This window comes from Micromonospora sp. NPDC005172, from assembly GCF_040608555.1.
Classification (GTDB): Bacteria; Actinomycetota; Actinomycetes; order Mycobacteriales; family Micromonosporaceae; genus Micromonospora.
Genome location: NZ_JBEXIL010000014.1, coordinates 1 through 20502, shown reverse-complemented (window position 1 = coordinate 20502; position 20502 = coordinate 1). Strand labels below are relative to the sequence as shown.

Below are 20502 nucleotides of genomic sequence, written 5' to 3'. Positions count from 1 at the left end.
GAAGCAGATCCTCATCGGACACCGACCTTCAGCTCGGTGGAGGTGCGGGATTGCTGCTCGCCGTGGCGCAGCGCGGCCAGCGCGGCAGGCACCAGCGTGTCGGCCCGATGGGCGTCCCGGGAGAGTTCGAGGCTGACCAGCCCGCGATAGCCTGCCTCGGTCAGTGCGCCGAGCACTGCGGGGAAGTCCAGGTCGCCCTCACCGGGAGCGCGGTGCTCGTGCCGGCCGCAGGGCATGTCCTCGATGGCGCAGGCGCCCAGACTGGCCGCGAAGGCGCGCACCGCGGCGGCGGGGTCGTACCGGCCGGACACGAGGCAGTGACCGGTGTCCAGGGCCAGCGTGAGACCAGGAACCTCGGCCGCGAGCCGGGCCCAGTCGTCGCAGTCGTCGATCAGCATCCCGGGCTCCGGCTCCAGAGCGCACGTCATGCCGTGCCGGCCGGCGTACTCGACGACGTCGCGGACGCCGTCGACGAGCCAGTGCCAGGTGCGGTCACGGTCGGTGCCGGGCTCGGGTACGCCGGCCCAGAACGACACGGCCTCGCTGCCCAGTTCCACGGCGACGTCCACGCAGAGACGGAGGAATTCGCGCCGCCGCGTCCGGTCGTCCTCGGCCGGCGAGACCAGGGTGGGGTGGTGCTTGCGTCGCGGGTCGAGCAGGAACCGCGCGCCGGTCTCCACCACGCTGGCGAGGCCGAGCGCGTCGAGACGGCCGGCCAACCGGCGGGTGCGCCCGGCGAGGTCGGGCGCATACGGGTCGTGGTGGGCCACGTCGAGGGTGAGCGCGACGCCGTCGTAGCCGCAGTCGGCGAGCAGGGCCAGTGCGTCGTCGAGCCGGTGCGACGTCATCCCATTGGTGTTGTAGGCGTATCGCAGGCTCATGTCTCACTCCGGGCGACGACGTGCCGACTCGGCTCGCGATAGAGCGGATAGAGCGGGCCGATCGTCCGGGCGACCAGGCTCAGGTCGAGCCATGCCTCGTCGCCCAGCCGTTCCCGGCCCACCGGGTCGAGGACCACCGATGCGGCACCGTCGTGCGGAGGCGCCCCGAGCCCGACCAGCGGCGAGCCCCTCTCCATCAGGCGCTCGACCCCCCGCGCCGCGATTCGCCCGTACGACATGGTTTCCGCCTCCAGTCCGGGCACGATCACCTTGACCGCCACCGCCCCGTCGCCGGGCGCGACGACGACAAGTACGTCGAACTCGGCGAGCCGGTGCAGCAGGTCGGCCAGCAGCGCGCTCGGGTCGTCGAGGCTTCCGGGCGCGACGGTCGGCAACGCGGTGAAGGGCACTCTGCTCCGCTGGGCCAGCACCACGGGTTCCAGCAGGGCGCGGAGCTGCCCGCCGTCGAGGTGCGTCCACTCGCGCATCGCGGCCAGGGCACGGGTCTCCTGTGATTCGGCCGGTCGCGCGAACTCCCGCCGCCAGTACGCCTCCGGCGTGAACCGCCGCAGCGCCTCCAACGGCCCGTGGGAGAAGACCTTGCGGGAACGGGAGGAGACGTACTCCAGCAGCGCCTTGCGCAGTGCGGTCTCGCGGTCCGGGTGGGCGGCCTCCCCACACGCGGTGACCGCCAACGGTGGGGTCTCCGGCTCCCTGTCGATGCCGACGACGTGGACGTCGACCAGCCCGAAGTCGGTAGAGGCGAGCTTTGGGACGACGTCGATGTGTGCGGCCCGCAGCCGGTCCAGGGTGGCTCGGGTCACCGGGTCCCGGACCTCGTCGAGGTCGATCACCACGCCGGCGTCCATGGCCCGGAAGGCGGTGGTGTTGCCGTCGCGTTGCAGCAGTTCCAGGAGGCCGTGTGCGACGGCCCGTTCGATGGTGTCGCCCGCGCCCGACCCGTTGGTGATCACCGTGATGAGCCGTTCGGCCGGGTCCTGCCAGGGCAGGTCCTCGCTCGCGGAACCGCAGAACTCCGCCGGAACCAGCACCGTCTCGCCGGTGCGCCACCGCACGGTGGGCAGCCAGGAGCGGGGCTGGTCGTCGTCGACGGTCGTGCCGGCGGGCAGCACCAGCGACCGCGGATCCACCACACCGCCGACGCCCAGCTCGGTACGAAGCTGCGCGTACGAAGCCCGCCGGGGAACCATCGCCCGTAGTTGTCCGTGCAGCAACAGGGCCTCGGCCAGCTCCCCGTACGCACCGGTGCGCGCCTGCTCGAGGGTGGCGCCGTAGCCCATCGCCGCGGCCCGGGGCCAACCGTCGCCGAGGTGGTCGGCGGAGACCACCGGCAGACCGATCCGGTCCAGCCCGGAGACGTCGAAGTCACCGACCTCGCCGGCGGGCAGCGCATCGGCGAGCCGGTCGGCGACCGACGTCGCCGAGATGGTGGGAGTACGCGGTTCGGCGGCTCGGGTCACGTCAGCTCCTCGATCGGAATGGGTCCGGCCGTCGGCTGCCCCCGCAGCTGCCGGTCGAACAGGGCGAGCACCTGCCGGCGAGAGACCGGCGCCGCGTACTCGAAGGGTGTGGCCACCGCGTCGAAGTCGAGCATCTCGACCAGGTCGCGGGCCTGCCGCACCTCGGCGTGCGAGAGCGGGATCTGGGCATGGAACGCCTTGTGGCAGGAAAGGCCGACCGGGCTCTCCCCGGCCAGCTCCACCTTGATCAGGTCACCGACGAAGAGAATCCCGCGCTGCTCGTCGTGCAGCACGCTGTGCCCGGGGAAGTGACCGCCACTGCGGTACATCACCAGGCCGGGTGCGAGCAGATGTCGATCGTCGGTGGGCCAGGTCACCTGGAACGCCTTCGTCCAGACGAGATCGTCGACACCGATCGCGAGCACCGGCGGGGCGAATGCGTCCTGAAGCTGCCACAGAGCGCCGTACCCGTGCACGTGGCTCGCCCCGAGCGCGACCAGACCACCGCGCTCGCGCAGGTCGGTGATGGCGTCGGCTGGGTACCAGCCGGCCGCCTCCCAACCGACCAGACCGGCGTCGGTCTCGATCACCCAGCCGGTGGTGCCGAGCCCGAGCTGCGGCTCGCACCAGTAACCGGTCACGCCGGGAGCGACGACGGCCCGACGTGCCTGTCGTCCGACCGCCACCTCGTCGGCGGAGGCGAACTGCCAGCCGTCCTCGGGCAGCGCGTTGCGCACGTCCGTGCAGACCGGGCAGAACGGCGGGGACGCGAACCAGCGTTGCCAGTGGCCGCAGTTCGCGCAGGCGTACGGGCGGAGGGGCACCGTCAGTTCCTCTCCGCGGCGGTCTGCAGCAACTCGTGCAGGCGCAGGTCCCGGTCCAGAGGCCACGGCCAACCGCCTTCGCGCACGGCGGTGGAGAAGGCGCGCACCTGACCGGTGAACGGGGTCGTGTCGACATCGAACGGCACCTCGGCGGCGGTGCCGGTCGCGGCGTCGAGACGGGTGAGTGTGCCGCCGGCGGTCTGACCCAGGGTGTCCACGGCGACGAGTTGCGCGTCGGTGCCGACCACCTCCAGCCGGCGTCGAGGCAGCGGGTCGGCGGTGTTGAACGACACGTGGGCCTGGACCAGCACCCCGCTGCCAGTTGCCCCGGCCAGCAGGGCGCCGTCGTCCACCGGGTAGGGATGCACCCGCCGATGTGTCCGCACGGTCAGCTCGACCAGGTCCTCGCCGAGCAGCACACCGACCAGGTCGACGCCGTGCGGGGCCAGGTCCACCAGGGCCCCGCCGCCGGAACGGGCCCTGTCGATCCGCCAGTTGTCGTGCGGTCGACCGTCGGGACTCCACCGCTCGGGCAGCCAACAGCCGTACACGATCCGGATCGCTGTCACCGTGCCCAGTTCACCGTCGGCGACCATCGCGGCGATGCGCTGGTGGGCGGGATGGAACCGCTGGTCGAACGCGGCCCCGGCGAGGGCGCCACCGGCGGCGTCGACCAGTCGACGGGCATCGGGCACGGTCGCCGCCAGAGGCTTCTCGCACAGCACCGGCAGCCCTGCCTTGGCCACCGCCGCCACCACGTCGGCGTGCGTGTGGTTGGGGGTCGCGACGTGTACCGCCTCGACCTCCGGGTGATCGAGCAGCTCGTGCAGATCGGTGGTGGCCACCCGATCCGGGGCGAGCCCACCGGCGGCGCTCGGATCCGGGTCGCAGGCGGCGACGAGCCGGTGCCCGGCCGCGCGGATGGCCGGGGCCACGTGGTCACGGGCCACCCAGCCGCAGCCGACCACCCCCCACCCGACCGGCTTCATCGCTCACCACCGCTCAGGCAGGTCGAGGAGAAGGCGACGTCGCACCGCGTCCGGGCCCGGGTCCGTCGGCCAACGCTCCGGCAGGTACGCGGCGGCCCGGTCGCCGTACTCGGCGGCCCACCGCGGGTCGGGCCAGCAGCGGGCCCCGTCGATGTAGAGCGGATTGGGTCGCAGCCGGCTCGCCGGCGCGGGCCCCAGCAGGGCGGCGTCGGCCGGCGCGTCGCCGGCGTCGCGGGCCAGGCCGACAGCCTCGGTGCCGATCAGGGCGGCGGGGTCAGCCGGGGCGGGCAGCTGCCCGGCCGCCGCCGCTGCGGTCAGTTCTTCCTCGGTGTACGCGATGGCACCCGGCAGCAGGGCCGTCCAGCTGTCGGGTGACAGCGGCAACCCGGTCGTACCGGCGGGATGCTGTGCGTTGTGCAGGTGACCGAGGAGCACCGCACCGTCGGGGCCGGCGCAGGCGAGCGCGGCGGTGACCACGGCAGCCTTGTCCGCAAGGAAGTACAGGGCGTCGTGGCAGGCCACGTGGCGAGGTGCCGCCGGAGGTGGTAGCGGCCAGGGTGCGGTCAGGTCGGCGCACACCAGCGCCACCGGCACGTCGGGCGGCAGCACGAACCGGCGGGCCAGCCAGAGCTTGGCGAAGACCACGTCGACGCCGGTCAGATCGCGGTGGCCGTGCAGGACCAGGTGTCGCAGCAGGTGCCCGGCGCCGCAGGCCAGATCGACCACCGGCCGACCGTGCGGCGGGTGTGCGGCGGTGAGCGCCAGGGCAGCCAGCCAGCTCGGGTCGGACCAGCGGTGCAGGAAGTAGACCCCGACCCGGCCGAACCCGAGCAGCTCCACCGCGTCGCGCAGGGTGCTGGCACGTAGCGCCGCACGCAGTTGGTCAGCCGGTGGCGTAGGGCCGTCCCACCAGTCGTCGGAGTCGGCGAGCAACGTCACCGCGGCCTGGTCCGGATCGCCCGCGTCCAGTGCGGCCACCGCCTGCTCCCGCAGGTCGTCGCGGTCGGGACGCAGCCAGGGGATGGAGTCCACCACCGGCCAGCGGCGCACCCCGTCGGTGAGAGTGCACGACGTGTCGGTGTGCAGGGGCGTGCCGTCGGGTCCCCGCCACCGGGTCGCTGTGGCGGCGGGCACCGCGCGGACGGCGGTCACAGCCCCGCCGCCCGCAGGACCGCCCGTTGGTAGTCCACCACCGGGCCGTCGTGCACGAGAGCCAGGTCCACCAGGGCCTGCTCAACGGTGAACGCGGCGGCGCGGGCGTGATGGTGCACCTGGAGCACCCGGTCCAGCACGTCCGCGCTGTGGAAGGTCCGTCCGAGTGGCGTGTCGGCGTCCACCCGGAACGCCAGCACCGCGCTGACCCGGGCGGCCACCTGCTCCGGCAGTTCGGCCAACTCCCACCCGGTGAGCCGGTCGGTCATCGGCTCCAGGTAGTCGCCGAGCAGCATCTCACCGGCGAAGCCCGCGTCGGGTAGCCGGGCGTTGTGCAGGTGGTGGGCCAGACCGAGCAGGAACGCCTGCGCCGGGTCCGCGCCGGTGTCGTCAGCGAGCAGCGCCCCGTACACGGCCACGGCCCAGCAGTGCTCGGCATGGTTCTCAGCGGGCTCGACCACCAGGCGCGGCCGTCCCGCGGCGGTGGCACCGGCGCGCGGCTGTCGGCGCAGGGCCGTCACGAACGACGGGACCGGCGCGTCGGGCAGGGATTGGGCAACCAATCGCGGCAGCGCCGCTCGCACCCGGCGTCCGGTGTCCGGGTGCAGCGAGCCGACAAGCTCGTCGACAGCGCGGGCCAGGACGTTCTCCACCTCGGCCTCCGCCAGTCCGCAGGCGGTGAGGGTGGCCGCGTCCATCCCACCGAGGCGGGCCCCCGCCAGCGCGGCGGCGCACTCGCGGTCGGCGACGTCCGCCGGGTCGGCACCGGCGACGATGGCCGCCCACGCTCGGGAGAACGCCCGTTCGGCCACCGAGCCCTCGGCGTGGGCCACCCGGACCCGTTTCAGGTCGCCGATCTGGCGCAGCGTGGGTGTCACGGCGGCCAGTCGGTCGACCGGCGGGGCCGCCAGCGCAGTGGTCATGCCGCCGCGTCCAGCCAGTCCAGCAGTGTCCGCTCCTGCGCGTGCAGCGCGTGTTCGGGTGTCCGGCCGTCCCGGGTCATCGGGGCCTTGAAGAAGTAGCCGAGTTGCTCCTGCGCGCCGCTCTCACCCCGGCGGGCGGCCTCCGCCATCAGCCGTGCCAGGTCCAGCACCAGTGGCGCGGCGAGGATCGAGTCCCGGCAGAGGAAGTCCACCTTGAGCTGCATCCGCTGCCCGAGGAAACCGATCAGGTCGATGTTGTCCCAGGCTTCCTTGGCGTCACCGCGCGGCCGGTAGTAGTCGATCCGGACCACGTGGTCGTCCACGTCGTAGCCGAGGATCTGGTTGAGCACCGAACCCTTGGTGTCCAGTTTGCTGGCCAGCGACGACGGGTCGTCGAGGATCTGCCCGTCCCGGTTGCCCAGGATGTTCGTCGAGTACCAGCCCTCCACCGTCAGCGCTCGGGAACGGAAGGCCGGAGCGAGCACCGTCTTGACAAGTGTCTGGCCGGTCTTCCCGTCCTTGCCGGCGACCGGCACGCCCTCCCGCTCGGCCAACTCCAGCAGCGCGGGCACGTCGGCCCCCAGACTGGGCGTGAAGTTGACGTAGGGGCAGCCCTCCCGGATCGCCGCGTAGGCGTAGAGCAGACCGGGGGTGATGACCGGATCGTCGGCGTCCAGCCCGGCCTCGAACCCGTCGACACTCTGCAGCGCCGGTGACGCCGGATCCGGTCGGGCCTCGGTGGAGGCCAGGTTGACCACCACCACCCGTTGCCCGTCCTGCGCCGACCTGAACCGGCCCAGGTCGGCGCGCAGGTGTGACACCCGTTCACGCAGCGGCCCGATCGGCACCACGTTCGCCCCGGTGGCGTTCCGGCAGTACGCCGGGTCCGCCACGGCCGGCCAGGGCTGGATCTGCCCCAGTGGCCCCGCGACGGTGTCCAGGTGGGCTGGCTCCACCACTCGGTGCAGGTGCGCCGCCTTGGCCAGGTCGTCCGGAGCCAGGTCCCAACCCCCGAAGACCATCGACTCGTAGGGCACCAGATCAGTGCGGTGCGCCAGGGGCAGTCCGGACATGTCCGTCATGCCCAATCGCAGCAACTCCACCCCGGCTATCGCCGTGGTCGCGACCGCTCCACCCAGTCCGACCACCGCGACCCCGATGCGCTCCTCCGTCATGCCGCCTCCTGATTCGACCTGCACGTCCGACCCGAGCCGCCGCCTACCCGGCCAGTCGCGGATCAGTCATCGGTATTCGTCGACGCCCCGGCGGTGCACCTATCGGTCGATTTCCCAGGTCAACGGCCTTGCGCTGTGCAAAGAATGCAGCAGAGTGCGACGCGTTGTCGGGTGCCGGCCGGGGGAGGTCTGCTCGTGAAGGTGCTGATCGCGGGTGGGGCAGGCTTCATTGGAAGTACCATCGCGTCCGCTCTGATCGACACGGGCCACACACCAGTGGTGCTGGACAGCCTGGTCACCGGTCGCCGCGAATTCTGCCGGGGGCGGTCCTTCCATGTCGGCGACATCGCGGACGCGGACGGGGTGGACCGGCTGTTGACGCGGCATCCGGACATCGACGCGGTCATCCACTGCGCGGCCCTGATCGCGGTGCCGGACTCGGTCGCCCGGCCGGTGGACTACTACCGGGCAAACGTCTCCGCCACCCTGGAGTTCGTCGACCGACTGCTCACGCACGGCGTACATCGGCTGATCTTCAGCTCGTCCGCGGCCATCTACCGGCCGGACGCGGATCTCGGCGTCGACGAGGTCTCGCCGCTGCACGCCACCAGCCCCTACGCGCAGACCAAGCTGGTGGTGGAACGGATGCTCGCCGACATCGCGGCAAGCAGTCCACTGAGGGTGCTGTCCCTGCGCTACTTCAATCCCATCGGCGCGGATCCGGCGCTGCGCACCGGGCTCCAGGTCGCCACGCCCTCGCACGCCCTGGGCCGGTTGATGCAGGCGCACCAGACCGGCGTGCCGTTCTCGGTCAACGGTCTGGACTGGCCGACGCGCGACGGTTCGGGGCTGCGTGACTACGTCCACGTCTGGGACCTGGCCGACGCCCACCTTCGGGCACTGGACCGGTTCGACGACATCTTCGCCGTCGGCGGTGCTCCGCACACCGCCCTCAACCTGGGCAGCGGCACCGGCACGACGGTGCTGGAACTGGTCGCGGCGTTCAACGCGGTGGTGGACCGTCCGGTTCTGGTCCGCGAGGCACCACGGCGCCCCGGAGACACGGCCGGCGCCTTCACCCGTAGCCGCCGGGCCTGGGAGGTGCTGGGGTGGCGGGCACAGCGCGACCTGTCCACCGGGATCGTCGATTCCCTGGCCTGGCACGACCGGCGCGGTCAGGTGCTGGAGGACCTGGCGGCTCGCCGCCGGCAACTGGCCGGCTGACTGGACGGCACCAATGGTCGAGAATGGCCGGACGCTCCGGCAGAATCGGCCGACCGTTTCGCACGTCCGCACCTGAAGTGAGCGGGCCGCCCCCGCATTCACGGAAACGCCGAATCCGTCGATCCGCAATCCGGACCAGTAAAATCGCTGCTCCCGCGCCCTGTCGCAATACTGACAGGGCGCGGCTTGGCCCCCATACGGCAGACTCGCCGCGTGAGCAGCACTGCTTTCTACATCACCGCCGCCATCAGCGGACTCATCACCGTGATCCTGGTGGCCGCGTTCTTCTATCTGCGCAAACACAGCAACAAATGGGCGATCATCTCCTTCGTGGCGATGGTCCTCTTCGGATTTGCCGCTGTCGCCCAGCTCGCCGTCGCCGCAGCACCGGAAGAACCCGATGGCGAGAGGACCGCCTCCACACCAACTCCGAGCGTCGTACCGACCACGTCGAGCCCGACACCCGAGGATCTGCGCTATCAGCTCAGCTCATCGCCCGGCGACCCGCACACGGTCAAGGTCACGGCCACCGCATCCGGGGAGCCGGAGTCGGGGCTGACGTACTGGTTCGTCGTCGAGGTGAACTATGGCGACGGAAATATCGACTACTACCCCCGGCGGAAGATGACCGGACGGTCGACGTCATTCGACCTGACGATCCCGGCGAACGCGAACACCAAATTCGCTCGGAACGGCCGGGTATATGCGCTGGACGACGCTCAGAACTCCCAAGCCGAGGACCTGCTGACGCGGCAAGGGGCCACCGGCGTCGACGACTTCTTCGACGAGGCGACCGGCCAGCCGGTATCGGACCCGGTCAAGCTCCCCTACTGACGCTGAAGGCCCGGCGAGGGACGGGCAGGCGTACTCATGCTTGGCCGGCCCATCGGCCTTGCCGTGGATTCAGGCGGGACGGCGGGTGGTACTCGCTTGACATGGACGCCCGCCGCTTGGATGTCGTACCCGTAGGGCAGGCCGTGGACGGAGTACCAATAGCTCGGATCGGGCTCAGACCGGGCCAGTCCCTCAGCGATCACACGGCCCAGGCCGGACCGGCGAGGCCGACCAGGTTACCTTCCGGGTCGGTGAAATGGCCGACGACGAGGTCTCGGCCGGGCGCCCGATCCGGGCCCATCCGGCGGATCCCGCCGAGGCGCTCGGCCTGCTGTAGCGCGGCCTCCACGTCGGGCACCCCGACGTAGAACACGACATGCGGGTCGAAGCCCGTGCCCCCGCCAATTCCGCCGGGAACCCCGTCGAGCTCGGCGAACCCGTAGTCGCCGGCTGCGGAGATCGACGGCGCCACCGAGCCTCCCGTGTCAAACCGCCAGCCGAACAGCTGTCCGTAGTAGCCGCGCAGCTTGGTCGGATCCGTACCGATGATCTCGAAGTGCACCACTGGCTGTGCCATGGCCGACTCCTCTCGCTCGTCAGCCCTCACCATAGGTCTGCTAGTTGTGAAGAACAACCACGAGGTTGTAAGTTTCTACCATGCCGACCACCCGCAGCTACGGCGACGCGTGCCCGATCGGACGCAGCCTGGACGTCGTTGGGGAGCGGTGGGCGTTGCTGGTCGTGCGCGAGTTGCTGCTCGGCCCGCGGCGCTTCTCCGACGTGCGGCGCGGCCTGCCCGGGGCCAGCTCCAACCTGATCGCCGACCGGCTGCGCGAGCTGGAGGGCCGCGACGTGATCCGCCGCCGCAAGCTACCGCCGCCGGCGGGCTCCTGGGTCTACGAGCTGACGCAGCGGGGGCGGCGACTCGAACCCGTCCTCCTCGCGCTGGGCGAGTGGGGTGCCGACGTACCGCGGCCGCCAGAGCCGTTCGCGCTCAGTGCCACGTCCGTCCTGCTGTACCTACGCACTGCCGGGCACCCTGACGCCGGAGCCCCGCCTGCGACCTACCGTATCGAGTTCCGCGAGCGCAGCGTCGACGGTAAACCGGGCGGCAGAAACGAAAGCGTCGAGATCTGGACCGTGCGGACCCGGGACGGCCGCATTCACGTCGAGGCGGGCGGGCCGCCCCACGCCGACGCGGGGATCAGCACCAGCCCGCGCGCCTTCAATGACCTGCTCGCCGACCCGTCCACACTGGATGCTTTCGAGATAACCGGCGACCGGGACGCGCTACGACGGCTGGTGCGCGTCATCCCATGACGCACCCGTCACCGGATGCTCCGCACCAGTAGGTCGATCGAGCTGAGACCCGCGTCAATGCGGCGGTAGGACGCCTTGATCGAATCGGTGGCTGCGGCGATGCGGTCGCCCTCTACGCGCGGATCGCGGCATGAGAGGAAGCTCGGGCGGCCACACCGGGCAGGGTCATGCGAGGCTGATTGCGTGACTTCCCCGCTCGCGCGTCGCGTCTACGACGCGTGCCATCTGACCGGGTCGTTCCGCCTCCGCTCGGGGCAGGTAAGCGACGAATACTTCGACAAGTACCTGTTCGAGGCGCAGCCCGGCCTGTTGCGTGAGGTGGCCGAGGCGATGGTCGTCCTGCTGCCGGAGTGCGATGTGCTGGCTGGGATGGAGATGGGCGGCATACCGATCGCTACGGTGATGTCGCAGCTGACCGGGCTGCCGACCGTCTTCGTCCGGAAGCAGGCCAAGGAGTACGGCACGGGCAGGGCAGCCGAGGGCGGCCCCGTGGACGGCCGGCGGGTCGTGGTGATCGAGGACGTGGTCACCACCGGCGGGGCGTTGCTGGCGTCGTGCCGGCAACTGAGGGCCAGTGGCGCCGTTGTCGACTCGGTCATCTGCGCCATCGATCGCGAGCAGGGTGGACGACAGAATCTCGCGGCCGAGGCGCTGCGGCTACGCGCCGCTCTCACCCGTCGCGACCTGGAGTCCTCCTTGACGGCGTGACAAGTGCAGGAGCGAATGGTTGATCTTGCCTGTGCAAGCCATGGTTTCGTTGGCGTCACTGTGCCGTCGACCAGATATTGACCTGGGCGTAGGGCGGCAGGTTCGGTCGTACGGCGAGGCCGTCGCGGACGGCTTCCGCGGTGTCCAGGGACGCCGCCAGGGCGGCGCGGAAGAGCAGGGAGCCGGTGCTGATGCGTCGGACGCCCAGTTCTGCCAGGGCCGCGACGGTGTGCCGGCCAGGTAGGAACAGGATGTTGACCGGTACGTCGACCGCCGCCACGACGGCGCCGACATCGGCCGGCTCCGCCAGACCGGGCACGAATACCCCGTCGGCGCCGGCGTCCGCGTAGAGCCGTACCCGGCGTAGGGTCTCGTCGAGGTCGCCGGGGCGCTGCCAATGAGTGTCGGTCCGGGCGTTGACGAACAGTTGGGGGACCTCCCGCTTCACCACTCGGATCAACGCCGCGTGCGCTTCGGCGGGTCCCATGTTGTCTTCCATGTTGACGCCGACCGCGCCGGCCGCAGCCACGGCGACCGCGGTGCCGACCGACCCGGTCTCGATGTCGACGGTGAGGTGTACCGGCAGTTTCGCCAGGGCGCGCGTCAGGCGCAGCGTCTCGGCGTCGGCGGCGCCCGCGCCGTCGGGGAGGCCCGCTGCGGCCGCGACGCCAAGGCTGGTGGTGCCGAGTGCGGGAAAGCCGGCCTCGACCAGACACCGGGCTGACGCGACGTCCCACACGTTCGGCAGGACAAGCGGGTCGCCGCTGCGGTGAAGGGCGGCGAAGTCCCTCATACGAGGGCTCCTTCGACGAGTGCGAGGGCATGTGCGTGTCCGGGGCAGCGACGTGGCCCCGCCCCGAATGCCAGATCGCCTGCCAGCCGCACCTGCACCACCTCGCCGGCTTCGACCGTGACGTCACCGACGATGGCTGTGACGAGCGCCTGCCGCTTGGTCGCCGGGACCGGCGGGTCGTCGCGTAGCACCTCGTCAACGGGGCGGTGTCGGGCCCGTTCGGTCATGGCCACGGTGGCCTCGCAAGCCTGCACGAGTAGCCCGATGCGGGCCGCGGTCGGCTCGTCAAAGACGCCGCCGAAGGCCGCAACCAACCGGCCGACCGCCGCGTCCGCCCTGGATTCGTCGCCGGTGCCGGGCTGGTAGGCCTGCGCGACATCGCGTACGAGGTCTTCGACGGGCTCGTCGACGCCCATCTTGCCGGCGAGGACCGCCACCGGATGCATCGGGCCGTAGCCGCGGAGGGACTCCGGCGGGATCGCGTCCAGGATCGCGATGCAGAGCGCGCGACGGTGCTCGTGGGCCTCTCCGGTACTGAAGCGGCCGACCGTGGCGCGTAGCCAGGCGACTCCGGCGGGCCCGGACGGGACCGGGGGCACCACGAAGGCCGGGTTGTTCAGGACGGCAAAGGCCGCGTCGCGGCCGTTGATCTGCTGCATGAGGCGACGGTACGGTCGGGATCGTTCGGCGGCGGCCGAAAAGAAGCGACCTACGCTGGGTGCGTGACCTCAGCCTCCGACCTGGCGTCGCTCGCGACTCTGCTGGCTGACGAGAGCCGGGCCGCAATGTGCCTCGCGCTGCTCGACGGGCGCGCGTGGACCGCGGGCGAGTTGGCGGCGCACGCGGGCATCGCACCCTCCACTGCGACCCAGCACCTGCACCGCCTCATCGACGGCGGGCTGCTCGTCGAGCGACGCCAGGGTCGTCACCGATACGTACAACTCGCCGGCGCGTCCGTCGCGCAGCTTCTCGAGGACCTGTCGGCCCGGATCGAGCACCGCCCGGCTTCGCCGCGAGGGCTGCGGGAGGTGACGGCGAACTCGGCCCTGCGACGTGGCCGCACCTGCTACGACCACCTCGCCGGACGGCTCGGCGTGGCGGTGACCGACGCGATGACCCGCGCGGGACTGCTGGACCAGGCCGGCGGCTTCGCCCTGACCGCGGCCGGCCTGGCCTGGCTCACCGACACCCTCAGGCTGAGCCCCGAAGACCTACGGCCCGGCAACCGACCCCTCGCACGCGGATGCCTCGACTGGACGGAACGGCGGCAGCACCTAGCCGGGTTGGCCGGGGCGAAGCTGTGTGAGACGTTCCTCGCCAACGATTGGGTGGCCCGAATTGGATCCGGTCGGGCGGTGCGGCTCACTCCGAACGGAAAAGCAGCGCTGCGGGACCTCCTAGGCCTTGCCGACGTCGACTGACGGGTGCCTGCGCAGCAGACGAACACCGCCGAAAATACCCGCCCTCCGGGAATTGTGACGCAACCACATCGACTCCGAACACCCGCATCCGCATGTGCAAACGCCGCCTTACCGCTCCGCGGGGGTGCCGACGCTGACGCCCTTGGATCGGCCGAAGAGTTCTCCAGACTGAAGGGCCTGGTCACGCCCGCCCGTGGGATCGGTGTTTCGAACTAAGAAACCCAACGGATTCCAGCAAGTTCGCCTGCAGAGCTCCACAAGGATCTGCAGCAATCCGACAGACGTCTCCTCAGGCACACCGAGACGTTGGCCGGCGCCAGTCATCCCGGGAGCAGCAACACCTAACGGCGCTACCGGTCTAGCCTGACACGCCGGGCGTGGTCAGATTGGCGCAAAGGTGCTCGAGTGCCGCACTCCCGAGCGCAGAGCAGTCCTCTCACCATCCCGGTGGGGTATCAGTTGATGGTGCCCTCGATCTTGTCAGTCAGTTCGAGGATGTCGGGGACCGCGTCCAACACGGTGACCTCGACCAGGGCGCCATGGCGGCCGTAGCGGCGGCGGTACTCGGCATACGGGTAGTCGGCGATCGGCAGCCAGGATCGATGCCCCCGCAGGGGGTGGTTCTTCTGCATCACGGCACCGGAGTTGAGCCGGCAGAGTTCGATTCGTGGGCCATGTCGCTCGACGAGGGCACGGGTGTCGACGTGCAGGACCACCTGGTCCTCGGTGCGGTACTCCTTTGCTTGACGCAGCCGATCCAGCCGCTCACCGCTGGCCCAGAAGAAGACCCGAGAGTTGATGGCCGCGAGGTACTCGGCCAGCGACGAGTCTGGATCGATCTTCTCCGTAACGAACTTCATGGGCTTCTGATCACGAATTACGGCAGGCGCCAGGCCGGGCGCGCGCAGAACGGTGGACTGCTTGCGAGGGGCGTTCAGGAGTCGGTCGCGCTCGGCCGGATCAAGGTCGAATAGTTGGATCAGTCGCTGTGTGGATAGGAGGCCGTGTCGTCGTACGGATGGCCACGCGGTCGCCGACATCGTGTGGAAGACCTGCGGATGCTGCGCGATCAGTTCCTCGACGTCCATGACCGCCATCATGCCGAAAGCCGCCGGGCACCCGTCAGGGGCGGTCGTGCAAGACCCATGCGGCGATACCCGAGGCCCGGCAGCGGTTGCAGTGCCGGCAAACGTCGGGTACGTCGGACGACAGTTCAAGCGCAGTCGCGCGGGGCGCGGCAGATCCGGGTGCCTGATCTTGGCGAGACGTATGGCAGGCAGGATCGCACCGCTCATGGTTCGGCTGGAAAGCTTTGCGTTCTGGGTCATCAGCCGATCGGATGACCGAAGGCGACGATCGGCTATTTCCATGTGCGACGGACACCCTGCGACGCTTAGGAAGGAGGCATGACCAACGAGCGGACCGTTCCCCTCCTGCCGTGCGCATCCATCGACGACATCGGAACCTTCTACGGAGTTCTCGGTTTCCGCACCACGTACAAGCAACGCAAGCCCAACGCGTGTGTGGGGGTTCAGCGGGAAGACCTGCATCTGCAGTTCTTCGAGATCGCCGAATTTGACCCGGAGCAGTCCTATGGCTCCTGTCTCGTACTCACCGCGGACATCGAGGGACTACACCGGGCATTCGCGGCCGGCATGCGCGTCGCGTACGGCAAGGTACTGGTGTCCGGAACGCCGCGGATGACCCGGCCCAGGGCGCGAAAGAACGCAGACGGGTTGGGCGGGTTCAGCGTCATCGACCCGGGCGGCAACTGGATCCGCGTCTTTCGGGACGCCGCCACCGCGCCCATGCCGGCCGCCACGCCTGCCGGGCGGCTGGCCAAGGCCCTGGCGAATGCCGTCGTGCAGGCCGATTCCAGGGGGAGCGTCGAACAGGCCGTTCGGATCCTCGACAGCGCGTTGGCCCGCACGCAAGCCGACGATGACCCGGTCGAGCAGGTAGAGGTCCTGGTCTATCGCGCCGAACTCGCGATGGTGCTGCACGATCCGAAGACTGCGGCCGAGATGCTGGCCCGCGCCCAGTCCGTCGCGCTCACGGAAGACGAATCCGAAAGAGCGGCATCCGCGTTCGACAACGCCGCCGAACTCGCGGCAGCACTGCGGTGACTCACCATACGAACGCCTCCCCCAACTCGACAGAGTCGGACGTCCGAGAGCCTGGCCGATCGCGCGCGTCGCTGCAGAGGAGTGTGTCGACGCCTGCACGCTTTCGCGGCCGCCTGTGATCAGTGTGCAACGACGACGGTGCGCGTACGACGCCATCAGCAGGTCTCGGATGCTCGGTCGAAAGCCCGACCAGATCACTCCCGGTAGTACTGCACGACGCAGAACTCGTTGTCCTCCGGGTCGGTCATGACGAGGACTGCGCCCTCCTGGTAGTCATGCCGTTCACCTGTCCACCGCCCGCCCAACATCTCGATCCGATCGACCGCATCGTCAACGTCGGTAACGGCGATGTCGAGGTGTAGTCGCGTCTTGCCGGCCTTGGGCTCCGGGACCGGCTGGAATGTCAGCACCGGACCGCCCCCGGCAACAGTGACGCGCCGCCAGCCGGGAAGAGACTCCGTTGCGCGTCCTCCAAGCACCACAGACCAGAAGTCAGCCAGTCGCTGCGGATCCCGGCAGTCGACCGTGACTCCGGCAAGTCGGCCCAGTGTCTCCACGACACCGACCATAGCGACAATGTGCAGCCCGCTCCCACGGGGGCGCACTCAACTTGGCATGAGCGCACGGGCCGGCCGACAAGCCGGGCCCTGCCCGTCGACATCCATGACAGCGACATCGCCACGATCGCCTACTGTCCACCGGTAGTCACGAGGGATGACCTTGGTGCCGACGCGCGCGGTCGGTGGTGAATCCGGATTTCGGATCCTGACGTTGCCAGGCATCATCGTCGCGTGGATGCCCGCCGAACGATCGTTTTAATCGATGACCTCCGTTCGTTCGCGGACGGCCGACGCGCCGAGGTGGCCCGCACCAGTGCCGCGGGAGTGGACCTCCTCTGTCGGTACCGGTACCGGCGCCTCGACGAGCTGTGGCTGGACCACGACCTCGGCGGGGACGACACGATCTGGCCTGTCGTGCAGATCCTCGAACGGGCCGCCTTCGACAACCGCCCCTTTGACGTCGGCGTCATCAACGTCCATTCCGCCAACCCGGCCGGTGCCGCAAAGATCACCCAGGTCCTACGGCACTGGGGGTATCGCGTCCGCGTCGCGTCGGGCACCACGAAAATCGGCTATTTCGACTCCCCCGCGTGAGCCGACTGGCACGAGCGCAACCTCCAACGGCTGTCACACTCGGATGGCGCCTGCGATGACACGGTCATGATCTGCGCAGCCTGATCCGCTAGGAGTTGACGAAGTCGCCGCTACCGGCAGCCGCCGTGCACGAAGGGCTGCACAGCCCAGTAATGAGCGGCCGCCGTCGGCACCGGGTCGACGGCGAGAACCCACTCGTCCCCAAGGGTGCCGATAACGAGATCGCCCTCCTCGAACCGCAGCACCAGACCCGCGCAGACCGCGTCAACGTCGTGGCCGACGATCACAGCGCCGTCGGTGAGCCGGGCGCCGATGAACCCGGACAGCAGGTCCGGGTGTCGCGCCGGGCCGACCCTGGTCTCTGCGTACTCGTCCATGTCGTAGGAGCGGTACGGATATTCCTTCGCGAGCAGGAGTTCGTCCCCACGACCGTGCAGACCGACCGGCATCGCGTCTGCGAAAAACAGCCACGCGTGCAGCAGGCTCTCGGCATCCGGACCACGCCGTCCCTCACACCAGTACCGGGCCTCCGTCACGGCGTCGAGCCGTCGGCCCACCATGCTCTTCAGCCACGACGCGACCATCTCGGGATCGCCGAAGCCTACGTGCGGCATCGGGCGCTCTACGCGCAGCGCCTGCCACACTGCTCGGGAGGTGGCCTCGTGAACGTCGCCCACGCTGGTGTCGGCTTCTGTGGTGACGATGTCGGTCACGGTTACCCTCGCTGCGGCGGGGAGTCCATGCAGAGCCCATCGAGCGCCGAGCGCCGCTTCCCGCCGGTGTTCGTCGACCACGACGGCGGTCACCTCCACGTCAGGCTGGCCCGACGGTGCGACCTCGACGGTGACCTGAGCGAATCGCGAAAAGCGATTCGTCTGCCGCAGGAGGCGGAACGTCGTCACGGCTCTGATGGTTTCAGGCAGGCTCCAGGTCCCGGCAGGTAGGCCCAGTACATCGGCCGGGCCGGCGATCGGTGACGCGGCTCCCAGCTGCGAGAGGTGGAAGCGCCACTCGGGCGCAAACTACGCGCCGCGTACATCGACTTGGCCCGGCGACACAACGACGGACCGTTGACTCGTGACGCCCACCCCTCGCCCAGCCGAACCTCCTGGTCCGCAAACTACGTGGCGGTGTCCACCCTGGCGGCGATCGGCCAGACTGCCCCCTTCAGCCTGTGCGGCGGGCTCGGCGACGCCATCTGAATAACCGAGTGGGGGTACTCCGAGGCTCCTCAGAGGAGGGTGCGCGTCGGGTGACCAACACAGGCAAGCCGATGGTGCGCACGACAGCCTTAACGATCATCGGCGCCTTCCGGAGTGGCACCGACGAGCGTTGCGAACGCTCTCCGCGTGGCGATGGACGGAGCAGCAATCGCGCTCCACAGCGCACTACCTCCCGCTACGGCCACGGCGACTTTCGCCACTCCTTCAAATCGGTAAACCGCGTCGCACCTCTGGTTCATAGCCCACCCGCTCGTTGTCGGAAGCGGGGTAAGCCGGGTCTTCAGCGCGTCAAGCGCGCCGACGGGCAGTGGATGGTCGAAATCGGCCCACACCTCGCCCTTCCAGAGCACCGCATCCCACGCAGCGGTGAAGGCGTAGTCGGAGAACGTGCCGACGTAGCGGCTTCCCGATGTACAAGCGTCGTCGTCCGGATCGACGAGGTACACCTGCGGGTCGTCGTCAGCGGAAGAGGCCTCCACGACCCACCTGCAACAGTGCTGGCTGTCGGTCTCCAACAGCAGGTATCCAGACGCGAGGAACCGGATAACCGTCTGGTTGGTGAAATCCTGCGTCCGCGTGACCAGGTTGGAACTAATCGAGGCCAAGCGCCGGTCACCGCCGAACAGATACCACTCACGGACTGCTTCCGGCAGCCGCCCTCTAACCCATCTCTCGAGCGCGGCCAGTTCGGTACCTGCCGCCGCGTCCCCCTCGAACCCGCCAAGGATCTCGTACGCTGCCGCGTTCCACGTCATCACGGAGGCGATCACACCATACGAACCGAATCCACCTGACGGTGACGACAATGCTCGCCCTGTCTGGAAGTCCTACCGCCTCCGCTGCGGAGCCAACGTCGACCCCTTCGGTCTCGCCGAAGAGGTCTCCGCTGCGTAGCGTCCCAGCCGTCGTGGGTGTCCACCGAGTTGATGTCCCCAAGGACCAGCAGTCCGTGCTGCACGGGTATGCAGAAAAAGCCGAGGAAGTCGTCTGGCCTCATCCGAGCTCGCTTCGATCGGGGAGCTCGCCGCGGAGGGGCACGATAACGAGGCCTTAGTACTGCAACGGCAGTAGGCGAATCGAGTTCGACTCGCGTTCGTTGGTCTGGCTGTGACGGACGTTGATGTCGATCAGTGGCACGGCGAGTTGGACCGGTTGCATGCCCGGATCGGGCCTCGGTTTCGCCGGTCGGAACCACGGCTGCGGGTGCGTCAGTACCTGTGCGGGCTGGTCTCGGGCTTGGGGCGCAAGAATGGCTGGACCCTTGCTGAGCAGGCCGGGGACGTGTCGCCGGACGGCATGCAGAGGTTGTTGCGGTGGGCGGACTGGGACGTCGACGCGGTCCGCGACGACGTGCGGGACTACGTCGTTGAGCACCTCGGAGATCCGAGCGGTGTGTTGATCGTCGACGACACCGGGTTCCTGAAAAAGGGCAGCCGGTCGGCGGGGGTGCAGCGCCAGTACTCCGGCACCGCCGGGCGGACAGAGAATTGCCAGGTCGGGACCTTCCTGGCCTATCGGTCTGCGAAGGGCCACGCGCTGATCGACCGGCAGCTCTACCTCCCGACGTCGTGGACCGATGACCGGGACCGGTGCCGGGCGGCGGGGATCCCGGACGAGGTGCAGTTCGCCACGAAGGTGCAGATGGCCCGGGAGATGCTGGGCCGCGCGTTGGACGCTGGGGTGCCGGTGGGTTGGGTAACGATGGACGAGGCCTACGGGCAGTCGAAAGCCTTGCGGGTCTGGTTGGAGCAGCGGGATGTGGGTTATGTGGTCGCGACTCGCCGCAACGACGACATGATCACCACGACGATGGGAACTGCCCGCGCCGACCAGCTCATCGCGAATCTGCCTGCTCGGGCGTGGTGTCGGCTGTCCGCCGGCGCCGGTGCGCACGGGCCGCGTGAGTACTGGTGGGCGCGGGTGCCGGTGCGGATCTGCTGGCAACCCGGTCGCGGGCACTGGCTGCTGGCCCGGCGCAGCATGAGCACCGGGGAGATCGCGTACTACGTCTGCTACGGACCCCGCCGCACCCGCCTGCTCGACCTGGCCCGTATCGCGGGGGCACGGTGGGCGATCGAGGAGTGCTTCCAGCAGGCCAAGAACGAAGCCGGCCTCGACGAATACCAGGTCCGAGACTGGCGAGCCTGGTACGCCCACATCACCCTGTCCATGGCCGCCCACGCCTGGCTGTCCGTCGCCCGATCCCTTACCGCAAAAGGGGAACCAGCACCGACGACGACATGATGATCGGCTACACCGTACCGGAGATCCGAA

22 protein-coding genes and 1 pseudogene are annotated in these 20502 nt (G+C 69.6%); 9 read left to right on the top strand and 14 right to left on the bottom strand.

Features of this window, described 5'->3' with window-relative positions; translation table 11 throughout:
- Positions 1-11 precede the first annotated feature (11 nt).
- Genes ABZV06_RS12260 through ABZV06_RS12230 form a run of 7 tightly spaced genes read right to left on the bottom strand, consistent with a single transcriptional unit; the run spans position 12 to position 7425 of the window.
- Positions 12-881 (bottom strand): sugar phosphate isomerase/epimerase family protein, encoded by an 870-nt coding sequence (locus ABZV06_RS12260; protein WP_355620858.1) that lies wholly within the window; start codon positions 879-881, stop codon positions 12-14.
- Positions 878-2362, bottom strand: a complete 1485-nt coding sequence (locus ABZV06_RS12255) for a YcaO-like family protein (RefSeq protein ID WP_355620855.1) — start codon at positions 2360-2362, stop codon at positions 878-880. The genes ABZV06_RS12260 and ABZV06_RS12255 overlap by 4 nt, the downstream gene beginning before the upstream one ends.
- A complete protein-coding gene (locus tag ABZV06_RS12250) occupies positions 2359-3186 on the bottom strand; it encodes an MBL fold metallo-hydrolase (protein WP_355620852.1) in 828 nt (275 codons plus the stop codon). The genes ABZV06_RS12255 and ABZV06_RS12250 overlap by 4 nt, the downstream gene beginning before the upstream one ends.
- 2 nt (positions 3187-3188) lie before the next feature.
- Positions 3189-4175, bottom strand: coding sequence for a Gfo/Idh/MocA family oxidoreductase (locus tag ABZV06_RS12245; RefSeq protein WP_355247775.1), 987 nt, complete (start codon positions 4173-4175; stop codon positions 3189-3191).
- Between the two features lie 3 nt (positions 4176-4178).
- Complete coding sequence (locus ABZV06_RS12240) at positions 4179-5327, bottom strand: class I SAM-dependent methyltransferase (RefSeq protein ID WP_355620849.1); 1149 nt, start codon at positions 5325-5327, stop codon at positions 4179-4181.
- Positions 5324-6250 carry an HD domain-containing protein gene (locus tag ABZV06_RS12235; protein ID WP_355247769.1) on the bottom strand — a complete coding sequence of 309 codons (927 nt, stop codon included), beginning with the start codon at positions 6248-6250 and terminating at the stop codon, positions 5324-5326. The genes ABZV06_RS12240 and ABZV06_RS12235 overlap by 4 nt, the downstream gene beginning before the upstream one ends.
- Positions 6247-7425, bottom strand: coding sequence for an inositol-3-phosphate synthase (locus ABZV06_RS12230; RefSeq protein ID WP_355620846.1), 1179 nt, complete (start codon positions 7423-7425; stop codon positions 6247-6249). Before ABZV06_RS12230 ends, ABZV06_RS12235 begins: the two co-directional genes overlap by 4 nt.
- 195 nt (positions 7426-7620) lie before the next feature.
- Between ABZV06_RS12230 and galE the strand changes: the two genes are divergently transcribed.
- On the top strand, positions 7621-8649 hold the full coding sequence (gene galE, locus ABZV06_RS12225) for a UDP-glucose 4-epimerase GalE (RefSeq protein WP_355620843.1): 1029 nt from the start codon (positions 7621-7623) through the stop codon (positions 8647-8649).
- Positions 8650-8862: 213 nt separating this feature from the next.
- Positions 8863-9483 (top strand): hypothetical protein, encoded by a 621-nt coding sequence (locus tag ABZV06_RS12220; protein ID WP_355620840.1) that lies wholly within the window; start codon positions 8863-8865, stop codon positions 9481-9483.
- 199 nt (positions 9484-9682) lie between these two features.
- Here ABZV06_RS12220 and ABZV06_RS12215 read toward each other — a convergent pair whose 3' ends face one another.
- Entirely contained in the window at positions 9683-10060 is a 378-nt protein-coding gene (locus ABZV06_RS12215) for a VOC family protein (RefSeq protein ID WP_355620837.1), read from the bottom strand.
- Between the two features lie 80 nt (positions 10061-10140).
- On the opposite strand from ABZV06_RS12215, the gene ABZV06_RS12210 reads away from it, so the two are divergent.
- Both ABZV06_RS12210 and pyrE read left to right on the top strand, forming a co-directional pair.
- On the top strand, positions 10141-10803 hold the full coding sequence (locus tag ABZV06_RS12210; protein WP_355247754.1) for a winged helix-turn-helix transcriptional regulator: 663 nt from the start codon (positions 10141-10143) through the stop codon (positions 10801-10803).
- 183 nt (positions 10804-10986) lie between these two features.
- Positions 10987-11511 (top strand): orotate phosphoribosyltransferase, encoded by a 525-nt coding sequence (pyrE, locus tag ABZV06_RS12205; RefSeq protein ID WP_355620834.1) that lies wholly within the window; start codon positions 10987-10989, stop codon positions 11509-11511.
- Positions 11512-11566: 55 nt separating this feature from the next.
- On the opposite strand, the gene ABZV06_RS12200 is transcribed toward pyrE, so the two are convergent.
- Both ABZV06_RS12200 and ABZV06_RS12195 read right to left on the bottom strand, forming a co-directional pair.
- A complete protein-coding gene (locus ABZV06_RS12200) occupies positions 11567-12304 on the bottom strand; it encodes an isocitrate lyase/phosphoenolpyruvate mutase family protein (RefSeq protein WP_355247749.1) in 738 nt (245 codons plus the stop codon).
- Positions 12301-12963 carry a hypothetical protein gene (locus ABZV06_RS12195; protein WP_355247746.1) on the bottom strand — a complete coding sequence of 221 codons (663 nt, stop codon included), beginning with the start codon at positions 12961-12963 and terminating at the stop codon, positions 12301-12303. The genes ABZV06_RS12200 and ABZV06_RS12195 overlap by 4 nt, the downstream gene beginning before the upstream one ends.
- 63 nt (positions 12964-13026) lie before the next feature.
- Here ABZV06_RS12195 and ABZV06_RS12190 point away from each other — a divergent pair, with 63 nt between their 5' ends.
- Complete coding sequence (locus tag ABZV06_RS12190) at positions 13027-13725, top strand: winged helix-turn-helix domain-containing protein (RefSeq protein WP_355247744.1); 699 nt, start codon at positions 13027-13029, stop codon at positions 13723-13725.
- Between the two features lie 455 nt (positions 13726-14180).
- Here ABZV06_RS12190 and ABZV06_RS12185 read toward each other — a convergent pair whose 3' ends face one another.
- Positions 14181-15053, bottom strand: a complete 873-nt coding sequence (locus tag ABZV06_RS12185; RefSeq protein ID WP_355247741.1) for a hypothetical protein — start codon at positions 15051-15053, stop codon at positions 14181-14183.
- A 78-nt stretch (positions 15054-15131) separates the two neighbouring features.
- Here ABZV06_RS12185 and ABZV06_RS12180 point away from each other — a divergent pair, with 78 nt between their 5' ends.
- A complete protein-coding gene (locus ABZV06_RS12180) occupies positions 15132-15851 on the top strand; it encodes a VOC family protein (RefSeq protein WP_355247738.1) in 720 nt (239 codons plus the stop codon).
- Positions 15852-16045: 194 nt separating this feature from the next.
- On the opposite strand, the gene ABZV06_RS12175 is transcribed toward ABZV06_RS12180, so the two are convergent.
- Positions 16046-16408: a VOC family protein gene (locus ABZV06_RS12175; protein ID WP_355247736.1), complete on the bottom strand. Its 363-nt coding sequence runs from the start codon at positions 16406-16408 to the stop codon at positions 16046-16048.
- 234 nt (positions 16409-16642) lie between these two features.
- Between ABZV06_RS12175 and ABZV06_RS12170 the strand changes: the two genes are divergently transcribed.
- Entirely contained in the window at positions 16643-17005 is a 363-nt protein-coding gene (locus ABZV06_RS12170; RefSeq protein WP_355247733.1) for a cyclic-phosphate processing receiver domain-containing protein, read from the top strand.
- Positions 17006-17115: 110 nt separating this feature from the next.
- Here the strand turns inward: ABZV06_RS12170 and ABZV06_RS12165 are convergent, their stop codons facing one another.
- Positions 17116-17907, bottom strand: coding sequence for a hypothetical protein (locus tag ABZV06_RS12165; RefSeq protein WP_355247730.1), 792 nt, complete (start codon positions 17905-17907; stop codon positions 17116-17118).
- Between the two features lie 87 nt (positions 17908-17994).
- Between ABZV06_RS12165 and ABZV06_RS12160 the strand changes: the two are divergent.
- Positions 17995-18186, top strand: a pseudogene (locus ABZV06_RS12160) (SMI1/KNR4 family protein); the annotation flags it as partial.
- A 110-nt stretch (positions 18187-18296) separates the two neighbouring features.
- Here the strand turns inward: ABZV06_RS12160 and ABZV06_RS12155 are convergent.
- Positions 18297-18986, bottom strand: a complete 690-nt coding sequence (locus ABZV06_RS12155) for a hypothetical protein (RefSeq protein WP_355247727.1) — start codon at positions 18984-18986, stop codon at positions 18297-18299.
- 385 nt (positions 18987-19371) lie between these two features.
- On the opposite strand from ABZV06_RS12155, the gene ABZV06_RS12150 reads away from it, so the two are divergent.
- The gene (locus ABZV06_RS12150) at positions 19372-20472 is read left to right on the top strand and encodes an IS701 family transposase (protein ID WP_355620831.1); all 1101 of its coding nucleotides are present in this window, start codon (positions 19372-19374) and stop codon (positions 20470-20472) included.
- Positions 20473-20502: the final 30 nt, after the last annotated feature.